General features: G+C 48.2%; 19 protein-coding genes. 6 read left to right on the forward strand and 13 right to left on the reverse strand.

Annotation, left to right across the window (positions count from 1 at the left end; translation table 11 throughout):
• Nucleotides 1-459: 459 nt before the first annotated feature.
• From DSD31_RS20440 to DSD31_RS20450, 4 genes are read right to left on the reverse strand one after another with little or no spacing between them, the layout of a single operon-like run.
• Nucleotides 460-663 carry a hypothetical protein gene (locus DSD31_RS20440; protein WP_012542743.1) on the reverse strand — a complete coding sequence of 68 codons (204 nt, stop codon included), beginning with the start codon at nucleotides 661-663 and terminating at the stop codon, nucleotides 460-462.
• Nucleotides 660-836 carry a hypothetical protein gene (locus tag DSD31_RS26360; RefSeq protein ID WP_012967825.1) on the reverse strand — a complete coding sequence of 59 codons (177 nt, stop codon included), beginning with the start codon at nucleotides 834-836 and terminating at the stop codon, nucleotides 660-662. The genes DSD31_RS20440 and DSD31_RS26360 overlap by 4 nt, the downstream gene beginning before the upstream one ends.
• Nucleotides 837-1,172, reverse strand: coding sequence for a hypothetical protein (locus tag DSD31_RS20445; RefSeq protein ID WP_094909189.1), 336 nt, complete (start codon nucleotides 1,170-1,172; stop codon nucleotides 837-839). It lies immediately after the preceding gene.
• The gene (locus tag DSD31_RS20450) at nucleotides 1,165-1,686 is read right to left on the reverse strand and encodes a hypothetical protein (RefSeq protein ID WP_094909244.1); all 522 of its coding nucleotides are present in this window, start codon (nucleotides 1,684-1,686) and stop codon (nucleotides 1,165-1,167) included. Before DSD31_RS20450 ends, DSD31_RS20445 begins: the two co-directional genes overlap by 8 nt.
• 1,675 nt (nucleotides 1,687-3,361) lie before the next feature.
• Between DSD31_RS20450 and DSD31_RS20465 the strand changes: the two genes are divergently transcribed.
• The gene (locus DSD31_RS20465) at nucleotides 3,362-3,652 is read left to right on the forward strand and encodes a hypothetical protein (RefSeq protein WP_032453058.1); all 291 of its coding nucleotides are present in this window, start codon (nucleotides 3,362-3,364) and stop codon (nucleotides 3,650-3,652) included.
• 206 nt (nucleotides 3,653-3,858) lie between these two features.
• Here the strand turns inward: DSD31_RS20465 and DSD31_RS20470 are convergent, their stop codons facing one another.
• The 4 genes from DSD31_RS20470 to DSD31_RS20485 form a co-directional block, all read right to left on the reverse strand.
• On the reverse strand, nucleotides 3,859-4,482 hold the full coding sequence (locus tag DSD31_RS20470) for a recombinase family protein (protein WP_094909188.1): 624 nt from the start codon (nucleotides 4,480-4,482) through the stop codon (nucleotides 3,859-3,861).
• A gap of 375 nt (nucleotides 4,483-4,857) precedes the next feature.
• Nucleotides 4,858-5,757, reverse strand: coding sequence for an AbiTii domain-containing protein (locus DSD31_RS20475; RefSeq protein WP_094909187.1), 900 nt, complete (start codon nucleotides 5,755-5,757; stop codon nucleotides 4,858-4,860).
• Nucleotides 5,758-5,826: 69 nt separating this feature from the next.
• Nucleotides 5,827-6,129, reverse strand: a complete 303-nt coding sequence (locus DSD31_RS20480) for a hypothetical protein (RefSeq protein ID WP_224256550.1) — start codon at nucleotides 6,127-6,129, stop codon at nucleotides 5,827-5,829.
• A 45-nt stretch (nucleotides 6,130-6,174) separates the two neighbouring features.
• Nucleotides 6,175-7,383 carry a tyrosine-type recombinase/integrase gene (locus tag DSD31_RS20485; protein ID WP_094909186.1) on the reverse strand — a complete coding sequence of 403 codons (1,209 nt, stop codon included), beginning with the start codon at nucleotides 7,381-7,383 and terminating at the stop codon, nucleotides 6,175-6,177.
• An 874-nt stretch (nucleotides 7,384-8,257) separates the two neighbouring features.
• Between DSD31_RS20485 and DSD31_RS20490 the strand changes: the two genes are divergently transcribed.
• The 3 genes from DSD31_RS20490 to DSD31_RS20500 are packed head-to-tail and all read left to right on the forward strand — an operon-like array spanning nucleotide 8,258 to nucleotide 9,387.
• On the forward strand, nucleotides 8,258-8,647 hold the full coding sequence (locus DSD31_RS20490) for a DUF2778 domain-containing protein (RefSeq protein WP_369974018.1): 390 nt from the start codon (nucleotides 8,258-8,260) through the stop codon (nucleotides 8,645-8,647).
• Nucleotides 8,625-8,894 carry a hypothetical protein gene (locus DSD31_RS20495; protein WP_113991283.1) on the forward strand — a complete coding sequence of 90 codons (270 nt, stop codon included), beginning with the start codon at nucleotides 8,625-8,627 and terminating at the stop codon, nucleotides 8,892-8,894. The genes DSD31_RS20490 and DSD31_RS20495 overlap by 23 nt, the downstream gene beginning before the upstream one ends.
• A 1-nt stretch (nucleotide 8,895) precedes the next feature.
• Entirely contained in the window at nucleotides 8,896-9,387 is a 492-nt protein-coding gene (locus tag DSD31_RS20500) for an Hcp family type VI secretion system effector (RefSeq protein ID WP_113991284.1), read from the forward strand.
• 472 nt (nucleotides 9,388-9,859) lie between these two features.
• On the opposite strand, the gene DSD31_RS20510 is transcribed toward DSD31_RS20500, so the two are convergent.
• Genes DSD31_RS20510 through DSD31_RS20520 form a run of 3 tightly spaced genes read right to left on the reverse strand, consistent with a single transcriptional unit; the run spans nucleotide 9,860 to nucleotide 12,729 of the window.
• Nucleotides 9,860-10,762 (reverse strand): alpha/beta hydrolase, encoded by a 903-nt coding sequence (locus DSD31_RS20510; RefSeq protein WP_064357469.1) that lies wholly within the window; start codon nucleotides 10,760-10,762, stop codon nucleotides 9,860-9,862.
• Complete coding sequence (locus DSD31_RS20515; protein WP_113991286.1) at nucleotides 10,752-11,648, reverse strand: alpha/beta fold hydrolase; 897 nt, start codon at nucleotides 11,646-11,648, stop codon at nucleotides 10,752-10,754. The genes DSD31_RS20510 and DSD31_RS20515 overlap by 11 nt, the downstream gene beginning before the upstream one ends.
• Nucleotides 11,649-11,673: 25 nt before the next feature.
• Nucleotides 11,674-12,729 (reverse strand): sugar phosphate isomerase/epimerase family protein, encoded by a 1,056-nt coding sequence (locus DSD31_RS20520; RefSeq protein WP_004858304.1) that lies wholly within the window; start codon nucleotides 12,727-12,729, stop codon nucleotides 11,674-11,676.
• Nucleotides 12,730-12,870: 141 nt separating this feature from the next.
• Between DSD31_RS20520 and DSD31_RS20525 the strand changes: the two genes are divergently transcribed.
• Nucleotides 12,871-13,464: a TetR/AcrR family transcriptional regulator gene (locus DSD31_RS20525; protein WP_113991287.1), complete on the forward strand. Its 594-nt coding sequence runs from the start codon at nucleotides 12,871-12,873 to the stop codon at nucleotides 13,462-13,464.
• 411 nt (nucleotides 13,465-13,875) lie between these two features.
• Nucleotides 13,876-14,925, forward strand: coding sequence for a LacI family DNA-binding transcriptional regulator (locus DSD31_RS20530; protein WP_004858294.1), 1,050 nt, complete (start codon nucleotides 13,876-13,878; stop codon nucleotides 14,923-14,925).
• Between the two features lie 60 nt (nucleotides 14,926-14,985).
• Here DSD31_RS20530 and DSD31_RS20535 read toward each other — a convergent pair whose 3' ends face one another.
• Nucleotides 14,986-15,405, reverse strand: a complete 420-nt coding sequence (locus DSD31_RS20535; protein ID WP_015585082.1) for an RbsD/FucU family protein — start codon at nucleotides 15,403-15,405, stop codon at nucleotides 14,986-14,988.
• A gap of 45 nt (nucleotides 15,406-15,450) precedes the next feature.
• Entirely contained in the window at nucleotides 15,451-16,215 is a 765-nt protein-coding gene (locus DSD31_RS20540) for an SDR family NAD(P)-dependent oxidoreductase (RefSeq protein WP_015585083.1), read from the reverse strand.
• Nucleotides 16,216-16,347: the final 132 nt, after the last annotated feature.

The raw sequence follows: 16,347 nt of genomic DNA on the forward strand, positions 1-16,347 counted from the left end.
TCACGTAAAAATCCTTATAAATCAATGAGTTAGACTTAAAAATCTGTCTTTTATTCATCTATAAGAATCGGTAAATCATCCCTCATAACTGCCGTTATGGTTGATATGGCAATTGGGAATGTTAACTGTAACGGCCTGTAGTTGTACAGCTCGAACAGGTACAAGCTCAACTCGAAGCCTATGACGTTGCCAGCGTCTCTAATCAATCCCAACACTTTTAACCGTTCCACACTTAGCGCGGTGTCCCGTAACAGCCTGTCGTGATGACACGCCACGGATAAACGAGCAAATGATGGGAATCCTAACCAGTCCGGGAAAGGGGCTGGCTCTCTCGTGGTGTTCACCGTGCCATAAACGAACGGTACTCGATAAGAGAACGGTTAACTGAAAGATGCGCATAAGGCGCTTGTTATGGTGTCCCATCACGGCGCTAAATGGCTGCTATTGTCTTTAAATCACTCATGCCGATTCAATCAGGTGAGCCAATGCCAGCAATCTCACGCGCTGCTCTGATAATCCGCCCAATTTGTAACGTCCCGCGAGTTCATAGCCTACTCTGTCCAGCTTCTGTAGCATTGGGACAGGAATATTCAGGGCGAGATTTTGAGTTAACGGAATTGCATCCCCTTGAGACTTCAGAGGATTACACGGATAAAGCGTCATTCAAGCCTCCTGAGCATCTCACCGATTGCCAGTGTTAAACGCTGGTCTTCTGATACCACACCTTGACCAATCTGTTCAGAAAGCTTTTCCAGCTTTGTGATAAGCGATGGATGCAGCGTCATCAGAAGATTACAACTTACTTTCTGACCATATTCATTGAAGAGTTGATTCATTTACAGCCCTCCCATCGACTGAGCAACTTCAACCGCTTCTGAGGCTGCTGTTATGGCTTTGTTTCGTTTTGTCTGTGCTTCGAGGATTCGTACAGTTGCATCACGCTGCAAGCGGGTGACCTTTGAAGAAGCCGCTTTCAAAATCCCGTCACAGAACGCTTTATGCTGGTTACTCATAGCGCTGGTGGCCTTAACGTAATCAGCGGGATTGATACCTATAGCTTCACAGAAAGGCTGTACAGCGTCGATGGCAGTCACTGTATGACGTTGCATTAACTGAGCCTGTAAAGTGGCAATCTGAGCCTTGTAAGCGGCCTCAGTGACTTTGTTAGTCATTACCCACCTCATCAGCGACAATCACAGATAGATACGATTCAAGCGGTTTAATTCCCGATAACGCTTCTTCAGCCTGTTTCACCAATACGTTGTGAGCATGGGTAGCCTTATTTACCTTATTCGCTTTCTCAGTGATTCCTGCATCAACAAATTTCTCAGCGGCTTTCTTACATGCCTTTTCAATCTCAGCAAGCGGGTTATTTTTTGGTGACTGCTGTAATGGTACAAACTTGATAAATCCAGCGCCCATCTCATACACAACGTAATTCTCATTCATCATGTTCTGAATAATGGTCTGTACCATCGCTGGGTGTGTAACCTGTCGGATTCTGAATCCATAATCTTCGACTGGCTGAGACATTAGCTGCTTAGTCTTGATAGCAATAAGAGTATCTTTATTCAGGCTGTCTGCGTTGTAAATATCCTTTGCATCTTCGATATTTTCCAGTGCAGCTTTAATTTTGGGGATGAAATGTGATTCGATTTCAATTCGTTTCTGTGTAGGACTATTCATTATTAACGCTCTCGTGAAATTCAGATACAAAAATACACCACACAGGCCGTCTTTTACGTAACCCGTGTAGTGTCATCTGGAATGTGTAAGGGGTTGGCTAACCTGTCCCCGAGGAAGGGATGCCACAGGAAAGCCATTAATTTGTTAGGAAATCAATCCAATACATAAATGTTAACATTTTGTTAAATTATGTCAAGGGGTTTCAGTTTTCTGACAAATAGCCTTAATGATTTCATACCGTCTGGTTTTAGTCATCATACGAGGCGGGGTGTAATCGGTGGGGGATGTAATTCCTGTTAATTCGGAAAGACCCTTATATTGCATGTAGAACCGATGTGCCTTTTCAGCTACGACAGTAAAGTATTTCTTTCTTTTTTTCATTCATGTTAATACCCCTGAAACAGGAAAGCCCCCCCCATGATAAAACCTGAGAAAGTGACCTTCCAGCTATTCTCATCTATCTAAGACCCTGTTGACCGATTTTGATAAATGAGCATTACTGTATTATTATCATACGAAACTGTGTTTTTGTCCAGTAGTATTTTGTTATTGCAGTAATTGATGAATGGTTATTATTGGCGGGAGGGATGGGATTGCAGAAATACATATTTAGCACTTTTTGCTATTGACGGATTTTTTACGATTGATATAATGCATTAAGACCTTTAAAGTTTCTGATTATCACTAATTGAATACTACAATAAGAAAATGGCTTACGCCAAAAGCCATTAAAATCTTATTATCTCTTCAAAGATACTTAATCAATACCTTTAAAGATTACTGTTAAGATGTGGAATCACCAATCAAGGAATTATCCTTTCAACATTCGCATGGCTTCGCGTTGTCATGCTTCTTGCTTTCGCCTTGTCATCTATTCAGATAGCCTATCAGAACCCCTGTATGCCATTCTGAAGCGTTCCCAATATCAACCATACATTCTCCCCTCAAGGCCCATCATAAGCCCTCAGAGAGCGCTAAAATAGCTCAGGTTACAATTGCATCAAACCATTGCGTTTGATATAATAATCAACCTGTTAGAGATGAGTTCTCTTTGAGTTGTGGGAATATCTGGTGTCGTTGCTTAAGCCCCCGTTGAGTCGGGATAGCTTGAGAGTTCAACTAGTCCAGCCATATCTAAAGAGATTTATCAAATGGCAGACATTCACAATAAGAGTGAATACTAAACAACCCCAAATTGTTGAGTCACCTCACCCTACAGCAATATTGTGAATTGCAACTTTTCAGACTTTCCCATCTGTTAAGCCATAGGCAATCCATCACGGTGAAAAGGGTTCCTTCCCATCAAGCGTTAATCGCTGGTGGGCTGAATGATTTTCCACACCGGAGACTGGAAGAATGAAACCTACTGTACAGACATCAAACCGATTTTTGTTTCTTACCGGAAACGAAGACTTCACCATCCGAAAAACTGCTGCGGCAAAGATTGCCAGAGCACGCGGTCAGCGTTTCTTTGTTCACATCTGCAAGAGACATGGTGCTAGTGAACATTATTCAAGCTGCATGGCTTGTGTTGAATGCCAGAAACAATGGTACAGGGATAACGGTAAGCATAAGCCGGATCCAGACATCAAACCTTTCATCTCAGTTTACCCACTGGTTAAGATGACTTTCAGAGGGTTACAATTCCCTCAGATATTCTCCTAAGGGCCTCTCAATGGATGACGAAAAATTACACACCTACCTTAAAGCTATTGGTATGGGGTGCTTTGTGACGTATTACAGCAAGTTTGCCAACACAACCATTTCACGTGCTGACCTCATTGAACTGCTGCATACTCAGGAAGGATACACAGAAAAAAGCTGTGGGAGCCGCACCAGTAAAGCGAGAGCAATCATTTCCGCAGGGGCAAGTGAAGAAGCATTAAGGCTAATTATTGCGTCTAATCGTGTGAACGATGATTTAAGAGATGAGGCCAGAAAATTACTGATGAAAATTTTTCCGTAAAATCAGGGTGTCACTCGTTATTTTCGGCCTTCATTGATTACTGGAACATATCTGTGAAGGTCTGGAAGATTTGATGAGCAGATGAATACCTGCTTAGAAGGCGAACCTGAGAAAGTAGCGGTTAACAAGCAATTTCTCAACATATCTACAATGAAATCAATCAGAAAGCCCCGCACAAAGCAGGGCGTGACTCTTCACCAGTTAAATTAAGCTAATTCTTTGAGGCTCTTACTGACCTTTGCCACCGTTGCCCTTGAGCAATTCACCGTGTCCATTACGTCAGTGTAGGACATACCAGCCTGTAACAGCCTGGCTATTCTCTCATTGCGCTGTGTGTCCTCTGGACGGCCTTTGTACTTACCGTCTGATTTGGCCTTTACAATGCCCTGAGCCTGTCTTCTCTTACGGTCTGTGTAATCCTTTCTGGCAATGGCCGCTAACATGTCCAACATCATTCCGTTCAATGCTTCCAGCATTCTGCTGGTGAATTCATCCCCTGACTGAATAAGCTGGTGGCTTGTTGGCAGGTCTAAGGCAACCACCCTCACACCTTTCTCATTAATCAGTGACCGTAACTTGTTCCAGTCTTCACCGCTTAAACGTGACAGGCGGTCTACCTGTTCCACAAGCATCACATCACCTTTCTGTGCAATGTCTAGTAGTCTGAACAGTTCAGGGCGTTGAAGAGATGCACCGGATTCATTTTCCGTGAAGTAGGTGGCTATGGTCATGCCGTTGGATTGAGCGAATTCATCAAGCTGCTGTTTAGCGCGTGAGGCGTCTTGCTCTTTCGTTGAAGCTCTGAGGTACGCATAAACACGTGAAGTCATGATAGTGAACCGTAGCAGTCTGTTTAAGATGGTTCAATTATATCAGTCTGTTTTGTATGGTTCAATAAATCATTTTTGGGGTGAACTGGTTCAGTAAATCGGTGCCTCTTGAGGTATACCTTAACCAGACTGGAAACAGTGTGTAAATTACCAGTAAGTTCACTGTAATCACCACAGAACAGAAAAATGGCTTGAGGTCAGCGCTGGCAAGCCTTCTGAGAAGAAAACATGGAGTGTAAGAGAGCTGTTAATTACTGTTAAATAAATGAATAATCATTCAAATTAATCAGCATTCATGAGTTATTAATGTATAACCATGCACTTTTCATGAATGAAAAAGAAAGACCGTCAGATAATAGCGGCCTTAACCTGATGTCAGACAGGAATGTTAAAGTAGTGGCAAAGCGCATTAGTTAGTAAAGCAGGAGCGGCTGCACCAGCGATTTTAAGCCCTCCAGTGAAAGCCTTTCCCGTAATCTTACCAATCCAAGACCCAAAGCCCTTTTCAACCTCATCTTTTGAAGTCGGTTTAGCAGTCTGTTTAACAAGCTGCTCCAACTCTTTGACATCAGCATCATCAAGCCCCTGCTCTTTTAGCTGACGCGCAAGGGAGTTAAAATCACCTGAAGTAATACTGTTCTGTTGGTGAATATCTCCGGTATTGCCAGCACCAATAGCACCAGCATTATGCACGTTGCCGTTAAAGTTATTAATATTGTTAACAGTCATAACTGAAACCACCTTATCATTAGCAAGCATGGTAACATCTTGCGCCCCACTTTTGGTTATAACAAGAGTTGCCCAGTCGTGAATCTTGTTTCGAACAGCAAAGAGTATTCCTTGAATTTTACCAATGTGAATATCCCAGTAAAGCTCAATACCTTTCCCCCGCTCTTTAAGTAAAATATTTTTTAATTCCAATGGCATCATGAGTTGCCACTCCACACGCTCTTCAGCTAACTCTATAATCGTGGAGATGGGGTTAGCAATCTTGTAAGTCGAAAAAACATTAATTTGCTCTGGTGTCGCTTTTCCAAAGTCGAAATCAAGTGTTCTTTTTAGCTCTACATCCCACGCACTAATTTTCCCGACCCCAACACGATAATCTGGTATGGTTCCTGTTACTTGGTAGCCGTTTATTTCACAATTCAACCATTCTAAAAAATCATTATCCTCCATGCTCATAGCAATACTCTTTGCTTTGAGAAAAAGAGTGAGTATGTCTGTCTCAACATTTTCAGCCAAAGATTGTAATTCCGTTACAGCAGAAGCCATTTTTCCACCCCTCAGAAGTAATTTCGCATCATCATTTTACCTCTTCAGCATACTCTGTAAGCAAACTTTTCACAGCGGCTGATTAGGTTGCTCTTCCATCTCTTTCACCCACTCTGGAGCCTCTTCTAAGGCTATGTGTCGCGGCTTAGTCGAGAACCCTTCAAAATCGAATTCATCACCATCAATCAGCGGTAAAATCTCCAGCCATCGAGCACCGTCAACTACTTTATCGAGTGGAAAATTTAATAATTTCAGTCCGTTGTGTAATAAGACATCACATTTCTTTCCAGCCGTGTTGATTCGAATCTCTTTAACAATACGCTTAATTATTATTTGCGCTTCACTGTGACAAAAACCAGGATAATCAATCACTAATCGACTGTTTATGCACTTTTGAAATATGAAAACGTAAAGCCGTCAAGCTATACTGTCAAAATTGACCTGTTCCACGTACTGAGCAAGCTCTTTAAGTGAAGCCCCTTGACTGTAAGTCTTGAAAGACTCTGTACTCCCCCTTTCATGGCCTACAAGAAGCGCTATCCGGTCTTCAGGCACTTTGAGGCGGTCAAGTTCGGTGATGAACATACCACGCAATGAGTGAAAGACTTTCCTCTCTGTTTCCTTCTCGCCTAAAGCCTTTCGCTTTGCTCTGGTGAATTGCTGTGTATGCCATGCAGAGCGCTTACCATCAGCCCTGTCTGTTAACGCTGCGTGTCTGAAAAGAAACTTATCCGTATGATTTTGAATCAACTTGTCAATAAGCCCGTTAATTGAAGGGTGAACGGGGACTAATCGGGCTGCATTCTTTGTTTTGCCTTTTGAGATGCGTAAACACCTTACGTTTTCCTCTGTCACAATATCATCAGTGGTGAGGCTACAAATTTCATTCAATCTCATTCCTGAATAAAGGCCGATTAAGGTTACCTGTTTCATCTCATCATTGAGTAACTCAAAGACCTTGCTTAACTCAGAAATAAGGAAAGGTTCATAACTATCATGTGAACCTTTGGCCTCTAACCTGTGCCCTCTGAAAGGATTATCTTTAGGTGCATCGTGATAACGATTCTTTGCAAAATCGAATAGTTGAGCCAGTGCGCTTATATAGTTTTGTAGCGTTTGAGTTGCTTTCTCTTTTTTCAGTTGGTCAAGCCATCCGGTTACTACCGTTCTGTTAATATCCTGAAGCTGTGAATCACGCTTTTTAATGTGAGAAAGAATTAACTCAACGGCTTTAGTTATCTTTGATAGTGTTGTTAGTTTGCGTTTATCGCTATATTGCAGCAAATAAAGGTCACGTATATGTATTAGTGTAGGACAGCGCTCGATATTAGCCCCGTAATTCACTGGTGATTCCTTTGCAAAGTTGCTGATACCACGTAGTTCATTGATTATCTGCTCAACCTTTGAGCCGTTTTGTTTTGGCTTAAGCTGTTCCCTTAGCTTGATGAACTCTACCGCTACAGCATCCCTGAAAAGCCTTGCTTGCCTGATATCTTTGGTGGCTGTGGATTTCATGTAGTAGCGCTTACCGTTGAAGTAAGGCTTCATGTAGGACGGTATAACGATTCGCACCATGTAAACCCCGCAATGGTCGAGAATCAGATATCTGTCACGCTTGTAAGTCATGTAAACCCCTGATATTTTGTCGGGGCAGTTTCAGGGTTGATATATACCTTTTGTTGCTGGTGAAAAGTCTAATTAACTAAGTTTAATCAATCGGTTAGCTAGGCTTTGTAGATAATTCATTAGAGTCTGCGAAGGTCGTAGGTTCGACTCCTATTATCGGCACTCACACAATAAAATCCATTAAAAATAATCATTTGTGGAGACTTCTGGTCTCAAGTTACGATCTTTTTTTAGGGATTCTATGACCAACAGTTGCCGCTATGGTTAACGGTGACTACTCAGAGATGTTAGAGCACCTGGCGGCCTGTAGTTGTAAATCTCGAACAGGTACAAAGCGGGAACAGTCTCTACGAACCGCTATCAATTCGAAGCTGATGACGCTGCCCGCATCCCGAAACAATCCCACAACTTTTAAACCGTTCCACATTTAGCCCGGTGTCTCGTTACAGCCTGTCGTGATGACACGCCACGGATAAACGAGCAAATGTTGGGAATCCTAACCAGTCCGGGAAAGGGTCTGGCTCTGCCGGGCCGTCCACCGAGCCATAAAAGATCGGTACTCGATAAGAGAGCAGTTAACTGGCAAGACACATGTTGATGAACCTTCGGCGCTTAATGTTGGCATGCCCAACACGGCGCTAAATGGCTTCTATTGTCTAAAATCAGAACTTTCCCGGAAGAAAACTTTCCCCTGTCTGATTGCGTAGCTGTACGATTAACGATCAATACCTATGTAAAATAAAGGGTTAATATGGCTCTACATGGAAAGTTAATACTAAGCGGGGCTGATTACGTACCGCTTACTTTTGACGGTATCGGCGTGTTCATGGCCTTTTCTGGCAATGGTCTTTATAAGAACAAAGGCGCGTGTGGGATGATAATCAATGATGGTCCACTACCTCCGGGAAAGTATTACATCGTAGACAGGCCAACCGGAAGCAAGCTAAACCAGATTAGGGCGTGGGGTATCGACTTATTTAAAAGCACCTTCATGTATCACGTTGATCATTCTGAATGGTTCGCCCTGTATCGGGCTGACGATATGGTTGACGACACCACATTTTACAAGGGTATTTCCAGAGGTAGCTTTAGACTCCATCCGGGCCAGGTTTCTGACGGCTGCATAACCCTTGCTCACCAATCCGACTTCAACAGACTGCGTGGCGCTCTTTTACGAACAATGAAAGAGACAGTACCGGGAAAAAATTTAGACTCATACGGCACGATTGAGGTAGTAGCGAATGGCTCGAACACTTGCCCGTAGATTAGCCAGGGTTGCCTACTTTCTGTTAATCCTGCTTGTTATCGGGCGCACCTTAGGCGATCCGTACTTATGGGTTAACCATGACTTTGGCTATTGGGTTATACACCTGTTTTATGGCGACGACGATGCAGGAGTCGAGAATATAGAAGATGTGTTTTTCTATATTGCATTCATTACTGAGATCACAGCAGCAACAGCAATTTATCTCATAACGATGAAGTTAATCAGAAAAATACAGAGCAAATGAAATACCAATTCCTCCGTATATGTGGCTTAAAGATGATGGCGGCGCAGACATTAAAGGATCTGTAGATGTTCAGGATCGTGACGGCAGTATTGAGATTATCGGACTGAGCCACGGTATTAACTTACCTGTAGACAATGCCAACGGTAAAATTACTGGCACACGCCAGCATTCATCGATGATGATTGAAAAAGAAGTTGATAGCTCTACACCTTATCTTTATAAGGCTGCTGCAACGGGTCAGACGCTGAAAAGCGCGGAGATTCGTTTCTACCACATCAACAACTCAGGGCAAGAGGTAGCTTATTACTCCGTCCTGATGGAAAACGTGAAGATCACAGGCGTGAACTGCGGTGTACCTAACTGCAAACTTGCCGCCAATGACAAAATGAATCACATGGAATCGGTGGCTATGCAGTACGAAAAGATCACCTGGAAGATTCATGACGGTAATATCCAGTATACAGACGCCTGGAACGAGTGCCCAACCGCATAATACCACAGGGGCCGCAACGGTCCCTTTACTTATCATTATCGTCGGTGTTGAACGTCTTCCGACTACCGGCAGGGGCTATCTTTGCTTGTCGAACCTAATGGCAGCAAGAACCGGCAGTTTCGTTGTCATTACGCGCGTAAGTTCGAAATACTGTTGAAAAGACAGCCAAATGCCTGCACCAGATGCCTCCGCCATCATAGAGACATTTCCAACGCTATTTTCCCGTATGCAGGCGCAGCCAGTCGCTGAGGTTAAACCGTCAGTGCGGCTCAACATGTTAAGTAAAATTGCGATGCATGTCGGGGCGGAAAATGCCGGTCCATTTGCAGGCATTGTGGGGTTGAACCGGCACTGATTACAGCTAATGCGAGCTGAAAATCGGGAGGGCAAAAATGCCTGAGCGGATGATTATCGCGGCTGTAAACCACCGGCCGCGCCGTTGCAATGTGCTTTTTTGGCTGCACGCCTTCCGTTAACCGCGGGCGAGCTCGAATAGCTGGCCTGTCGCCGGGGTCAGACCTGACATATGGATACAGGCATGGACCATCCCCTGCAATCGCTCGCTGCGCACCTTAACGCCAGCTTTCTGAAGCCGTTGCGCATAATCTTCAGCCTCATCGCGTAACGGATCATATTCGCAGCTCAAAATGGTGGCCGGAGGTAAGCCGCTGAGTGAAGCGGCATGCAGCGGTTCGGCGTAGGGATGACGACGCAGGCCAAGATAGTTGTCCCAGCAAAACGCCATCGCATCTCGCGTTAAAAAGTAGCCTTCGGCAAACTCCCGGTAGCTCTCCGTCGCCATATCGCGACTTAACGCTGGATACAACAACAGCTGATGCTCGATATGAGGCCCCCCGCGGTCCCGAGCCAACAATGCCGTAGCCGCAGCCATATTTCCTCCAGCGCTATCGCCGCCCACCGCTAACCGACTGGCATCTATACCCAGACGATGCGCCTGCTCGTAAACCCAGCATAGTGCCTGATAGACATCTTCCAGGGGGCGAGGAAACGGATATTCTGGCGCCAGCCGGTAATCAACCGACAGAATTATCCGGCCCGTCGCGTTAGCCAATGCCTGGCAAGGTTGATCGTACAGCGCCAGAGACCCCAGACACCAACCGCCGCCGTGGGCAAACAGCATTGCTGGCCGGGCGCTCCCGTCATTTGCCGCTACGGGCTTATAGGCGCGAAGCATAATGCGATGGCCGTCATCAGCGACAACGATATAATCCTTAATACCTCCGCTCATTTCCCCTTTGCCCTGCAGCTGGCGCAAACCCGTTTCTGTCGCCATTCTCATATCGGTCAGCGACACGGGCGCCGGTGTTCCCGCCAAAGAGGCCAAAAACTCGGCAATACGCTTATCAAGCGGCATAACAGGTCCCCTCTGACAGAAATGGCACAATCAGCGTGATAAAAACCTCATGGCACTCTTCGGTAATAAAATGTCCGCAGTCGGCCACCGTCTCGCCGCGCAAATCATGCGCGTTGCCTCGTAAGGTGACCAGCGGCGCATCCCCCGTCGCGTGCTCCGCACCGATTGTTAGTACCGGCATGGTTAATGGCGTTTGCGCGCGTAATTGATTCTGTCGAATGGTTTCCGGGATCGCCCGATAGTACTCAAAACCCGCTCGCAATCCACCCGGAGTCGAATAAGCGGCAATGTAAACCTCTGCGGCGACCCGATCGCGGCGATGGGACCAGCGGTTGAAAATATAGGTGAGATACTGTGATTCACGCCCGTAGGTCAAGGTTTCAGGTAAATCAGTCAACTGATTGAACATGAAGTGCCACAGAAAAATGTTCTCCTCCGGCGCGACAAAAATCGGCGGTGGCGGAGCAAGACCAGGGATCACCGCTTCTGTCAGCACCAGGCGCTCAACGGCCTGCGGAAAATCGCTCGCCATAGCGTAGCCAATCCACATGCCGACATCGTGCCCCACCAGACGGTAACGCGAATGTCCCAGTTGCGTCATCATCGTATGCAACATCACGGCGATACTTCCGGTGTCGTAACCGTCGCGCGGTTTGTCCGAATCGCCGATGCCGGGCGGGTCTACGGCTATCGCCTGAAAACCAGCCGCGGCCAGTGCACGCATAACATGGCGCCAGGTATACCAGGTCTGCGGCCATCCGGGGATCAGCAGGACTGGCTGCCCTTTCCCTGCGACAACGCAGTGGATGCGTTGTCCGTTTACCTTCGTATAGACGTGTTGCGTCCCGGGATCCTGTTCCAGGATCTCGTCATATGGCTGTTTCATGGGGGACTCCCTGTGATATTACGGCTTAGCGAATGCCGAGTAATGTATTGATCTGATGAGGATTAACCTGTGCGCCGGCGAAATCGTCGAACACTTTATCAGTGACGTTAATGAGGTGGTCGCGGATGAAAGCAGCACCTTCCCGGGCGCCGTCCTGCGGGTGTTTCAGGCAACATTCCCACTCCAGGGTAGCCCAGCCGGAATAGTCATATTGTGCCAGCTTCGAGAAGATGCCATTAAAATCAACCTGACCATCCCCCAACGAGCGAAAACGGCCTGCACGGTCAATCCACGATTGATAGCCACCATAGATGCCCTGGCGACCGGTGGGATTAAACTCGGCATCCTTGGCGTGAAACATGCCAATAACATCTTTATAAATATCAATAAACTCCAGATAGTTAAGCTGCTGAAGCACCATGTGGCTGGGATCGAAAAGTACCTGACAGCGAGGGTGTTCCCCTACCCGCTGATGAAACATTTCGAACGTCACCCCATCATGCAGATCTTCGCACGGGTGGATTTCATAACACAGGTTAATACCCTGCTCATCGCAGGCATTGAGTACCGGCAGCCAACGTCTGGCCAACTCGTCGAAAGCCGCTTCGATTAACCCTGCCGGACGCTGCGGGAACGGAAACAGATAGGGCCAGGCCAGCGAGCCGGAGAACGTGCCCAGCTCGCTGAGACCAAGCCGTGCTGAGGCTTTGACGGCCAACAGCAGCTGCTGCCGCGCCCATTCACCGCGCGCCTGCGGATCACCATGCAGTGCCGACGGCGCAAAACTGTCGCACATGGCGTCGTAAGCCGGATGTACCGCCATCAGCTGGCCGAAAATATGGCTGGTCAGTTCACTGACGACCAGGCCATGTTCCGCCAGCATTCCGGTGAGGTCATCGCAGTAGGTCTGGCTCTCCGCCGCGGTGGCTACATCAAACAGACGCCGATCCCATGCCGGAATTTGCAATGCTTTGAAGCCGGTTTCCGAAGCCCATCGGGCAATCGCAGGCAAGCTGTTGAACGGGGCTATCCCATCACTGAATTGGGCGAGATGCAGGCTTGGGCCTTTGATGGTTTTCATCGTAAACTCCTATTGTTTGTCGATTGACAAACAATAGGAATAAAATCGGAGAACCACAAGAAAAATTTATAAATTCTTTGGTAATAGCGCAGGTTTAAGCGATCCTGTGTGACTGAACGGCAGGCAAAATGGAGCAGCACAATGGCAGGCAGACCGCGCGAATTTGATCGCGAATATGCGCTTTTGAAGGCGCGCAATCTCTTCTGGCGACAGGGATATGAAGGTACGTCAATGTCGGATTTAGTGGCAGAACTTGGCATCGCTTCCGCGCGCATTTACAAAGCGTTCGGTTCAAAAGAACAGTTGTTCCGACAGGCCATCGCCCATTATGAAAGCCAGGAAGGCGGGTTTGCAGATCGGGCCTTCACCGCTGAGAACAACGTGCAGGAGGCGATCAAAAAGATGCTTGTCGACGCCGTGCGCCTGTACAGCCAGGCGGAATTACCGCGAGGATGTATGGTCGTCGCCTCTGCCGCGAGTGTCAGCGCGGAAAATGATGAGATCAAAACCTGGCTGGCCGAGCACCGCCTGCAACGCACGCAACAGATCATCGACCGACTGAGACAGGCGGTGGATAACGGCGAGCTACCGGATACAACCGATGCCGACAGTCTGGGAGACTATTTCGCCGTCTTTTTGCATGGTCTTTCCGTTCAGGCGCGCGACGGTGTCTCAGAAGCGCGATTGTTAGCGGCAGTTAACGTCGCGCTTAACGCGCTGCCGTGCACAGCGTAACGCATTGTCGCCAGCAATAAATCTTTTAATATCAACGGGTCATTAGTTTACCATCGCAGGTCAGGAAGCCTCACGATGACCACGAGACGCCACCCGTTCTCGTTTGTCTCCTTTCGCACCTCCTCACTGTCTGCATGGATGGCTATGCCGACGGGAAACATCCCCGACGGTGTGTCGGACCGGGTTAAATAAAGGGCCTGCGGTTTCCCGCAGCCTGGGGCGCAGTCGCGTGGCTGACATCACTTGCCGTTTGCAAGCGCATTGACAGCACCAGCTGTAACGTTACACTAAACCGTTATTGTTGATGATCCTCATCAGAAAACGATGCAGGATCAGGCTTGTCGACCCCGTATAAAGCGGCGCGGAGAATCGCTCTCGTCCGCGCCTCGCCCACCGCTGCAAAGGAGATGTATGGCAAACATTCGCGATGTCGCAAAGCATGCTGGCGTGTCCGTCAGCACCGTATCCAACGTGCTCAATGGCCGTACCGACCAGATGCGCGAAGAGACGCTGGCGCGTATCCAGCAAAGCATGCAAACGCTCAATTACTTTCCTAATCGCGTCGCCCAGCAGCTGAAAACGGGCCAGGCCAAAATGATCGGCCTGCTGGTTCCGTCCATCGTCAACCCCAGCTTCGCCTCGCTGGTCCGTGAAGTGGATCTGGCGGCAAAAAAGCGCTTTTATCGCGTGCTGATTGGTAACACCTACCGTCAGATTGAAGAAGAAGAAGCCTTTCTGGAAGATATGTTTGCCCACGGCGTGCGCGGCATTATTGTCGCCGCCGGTGATATTGAAAAACCGCATTTTGTGCGTGCCGCCTCTCAGGGCATGATCATGGTCAACTACGACAGTCGTATGCCGGCCAGCGCCGGTTCCGGCGGTCTGGCGCTCGACAGCGTATCCATGGATAACGTCGAAGCCGGACGTTTAGCCACAGAGCATCTGATTGCGCGCGGGTGCCGACACCTGACCTTCGCCACCGTCGCCGGTATGATCCCGAGCCGCGCCCATAAAATCGAAGGCTTTCTCAGCGCGGTGCAACGCCACGGGCTATTTCGTGAGGGCATGATTGTCGAGGAGAAGACGCAAGCGGCGTACGGTGATGCGGAAATGACCGAACTGGGCCGATCGCTGGCGCAAAAAATCTGCCGCCAATCGCGCCGTCCTGACGGTATTGTGGCAATTAATGACGCGCTCGGCATTGGGCTGATGGCCGGCCTGCACGAAGCCGGGATTAGCGTGCCGGGAGAGATCTCCATCATCGGCATCGATAACATCCCGCTCTCCGGGCTGGTTTATCCCAGATTAAGTTCGGTGATGCCTCCGCTGAGTGATATGGCGGAGGTCATGGTACAACGCCTGATTGAGCGGACGGACAACCCCTCCCTCCCGCCGCAGGAGTTTCTGTTTACGCCTTCCCTGGTGTGCCGTCAGTCGGTACGCGATGCGCCCGAGGTCTGACTCTCGCGCCGCTGTGTTTGTGCCTGTGACGGGAGAAGAACACGTTGCCCTTCTCCCGCGTCACAGTAGCGTCGGGCCGACGGTGAGCAGAATATTGGCAAAGCGGCGGGTCTCGCCAGAGGCGACAACCAGCAGGGTATCCGACGATTTCGCCAGCGCGTAAAAGGCCTCCCGGGTCACATATTCCACTGCGGTCGACTCAGCAAGCAGAGTGCGATATTCACGCGCAATCGTATTATCAAAATCATCCGGGCAGGACATCAGCACAGCTTTTTCAATATTGATGTAGCCGAGCATTTTTTGCAGGATGACCACGCTGCTAATTAAACCCGGGGAAAAATTGAGATAAATAATCCGCGCCCGCGGAGATGAGTTGGTTAAAAATGAATAATTAGCATCGGCGATAAGAATATTGGCTTTATGGCCACACTGGGCCAACGCCTGGAGCAAATCCGGATGAATAATTTCTGTTTTGATCATGACTACGTTCTCTTAATATGGGCGGGATATAACCCGCCCTGAGATTTATGCCCGATAAATACCGCCGTTAATATCCAGAGTCGCCCCGGAGATAAAGCCATCGTATTCCGAGGCAAGGAAGCAGATCGCGCGTGCGATATCTTCAGGCGTACCGGCTCTTCCCAGCGGAATATCTTCGATAGTCCGATCGGCCGAGGCCTGAGTGGTATGCTGGTTATGAAAACGTGTCCCCAGAATCAGCCCTGGCGCCACCGCATTCACCCGAATACCAAACTCGCCAAGCTCTGCGGCAAGGGAGCGGGTCCACGTCAGCACCGCGCCTTTAGTCATCGAATAGACCAGCGATCCGGAGTGCCCGCCGGAGCGTCCGGCTAACGAGGCGAGATTGACGATACTCGCGCCGTCAGTCGCCTCTTTTAACCACGGCAGCGCCGATTGAGTCACATTGAGCATGGTCGTCATATTGACATCAATGACGGTACGCCAGAACTGCGGGTCAATTTCACCGAGCCATTTGCGGGCAATAATTCCCCCGACGTTATTCACCAGAATATCGATGCCACCTAAGAACGCTGCCCCCTCGGCAACGCAGCGCGCCGCATCCGCCTCGTTGGTCAAATCCGCATAGCCGCAGGCGGCCTTGCCTCCCCGCTGTTGGGCAATCGCGATTAATTCTCTGGGGCCTTCTTCACCGCTGAAATAGTGAATATAGATATCACATCCGGCCTCAATTAATTTTCTCGCAGTCTCTTTACCAATACCTTGCTCAGCGCCAGTAATAAAAACTTTCTTTCCCGTTAATGACCCCATTGCATACTCCTGTTTCAGAATAAATCCGCCATCGGCGCATAATATTTATCAGCGAGAGATTCAGGACGTTGTTATCCCCACCTGCAGGCGTGTTAAATATCAGAACCTGAGCGATACCTGTTGACCTTGCGC

Origin of the sequence: Klebsiella sp. X13, from assembly GCF_003323835.1 — a bacterium.
Lineage (GTDB): Bacteria > Pseudomonadota > Gammaproteobacteria > Enterobacterales > Enterobacteriaceae > Klebsiella > Klebsiella ornithinolytica.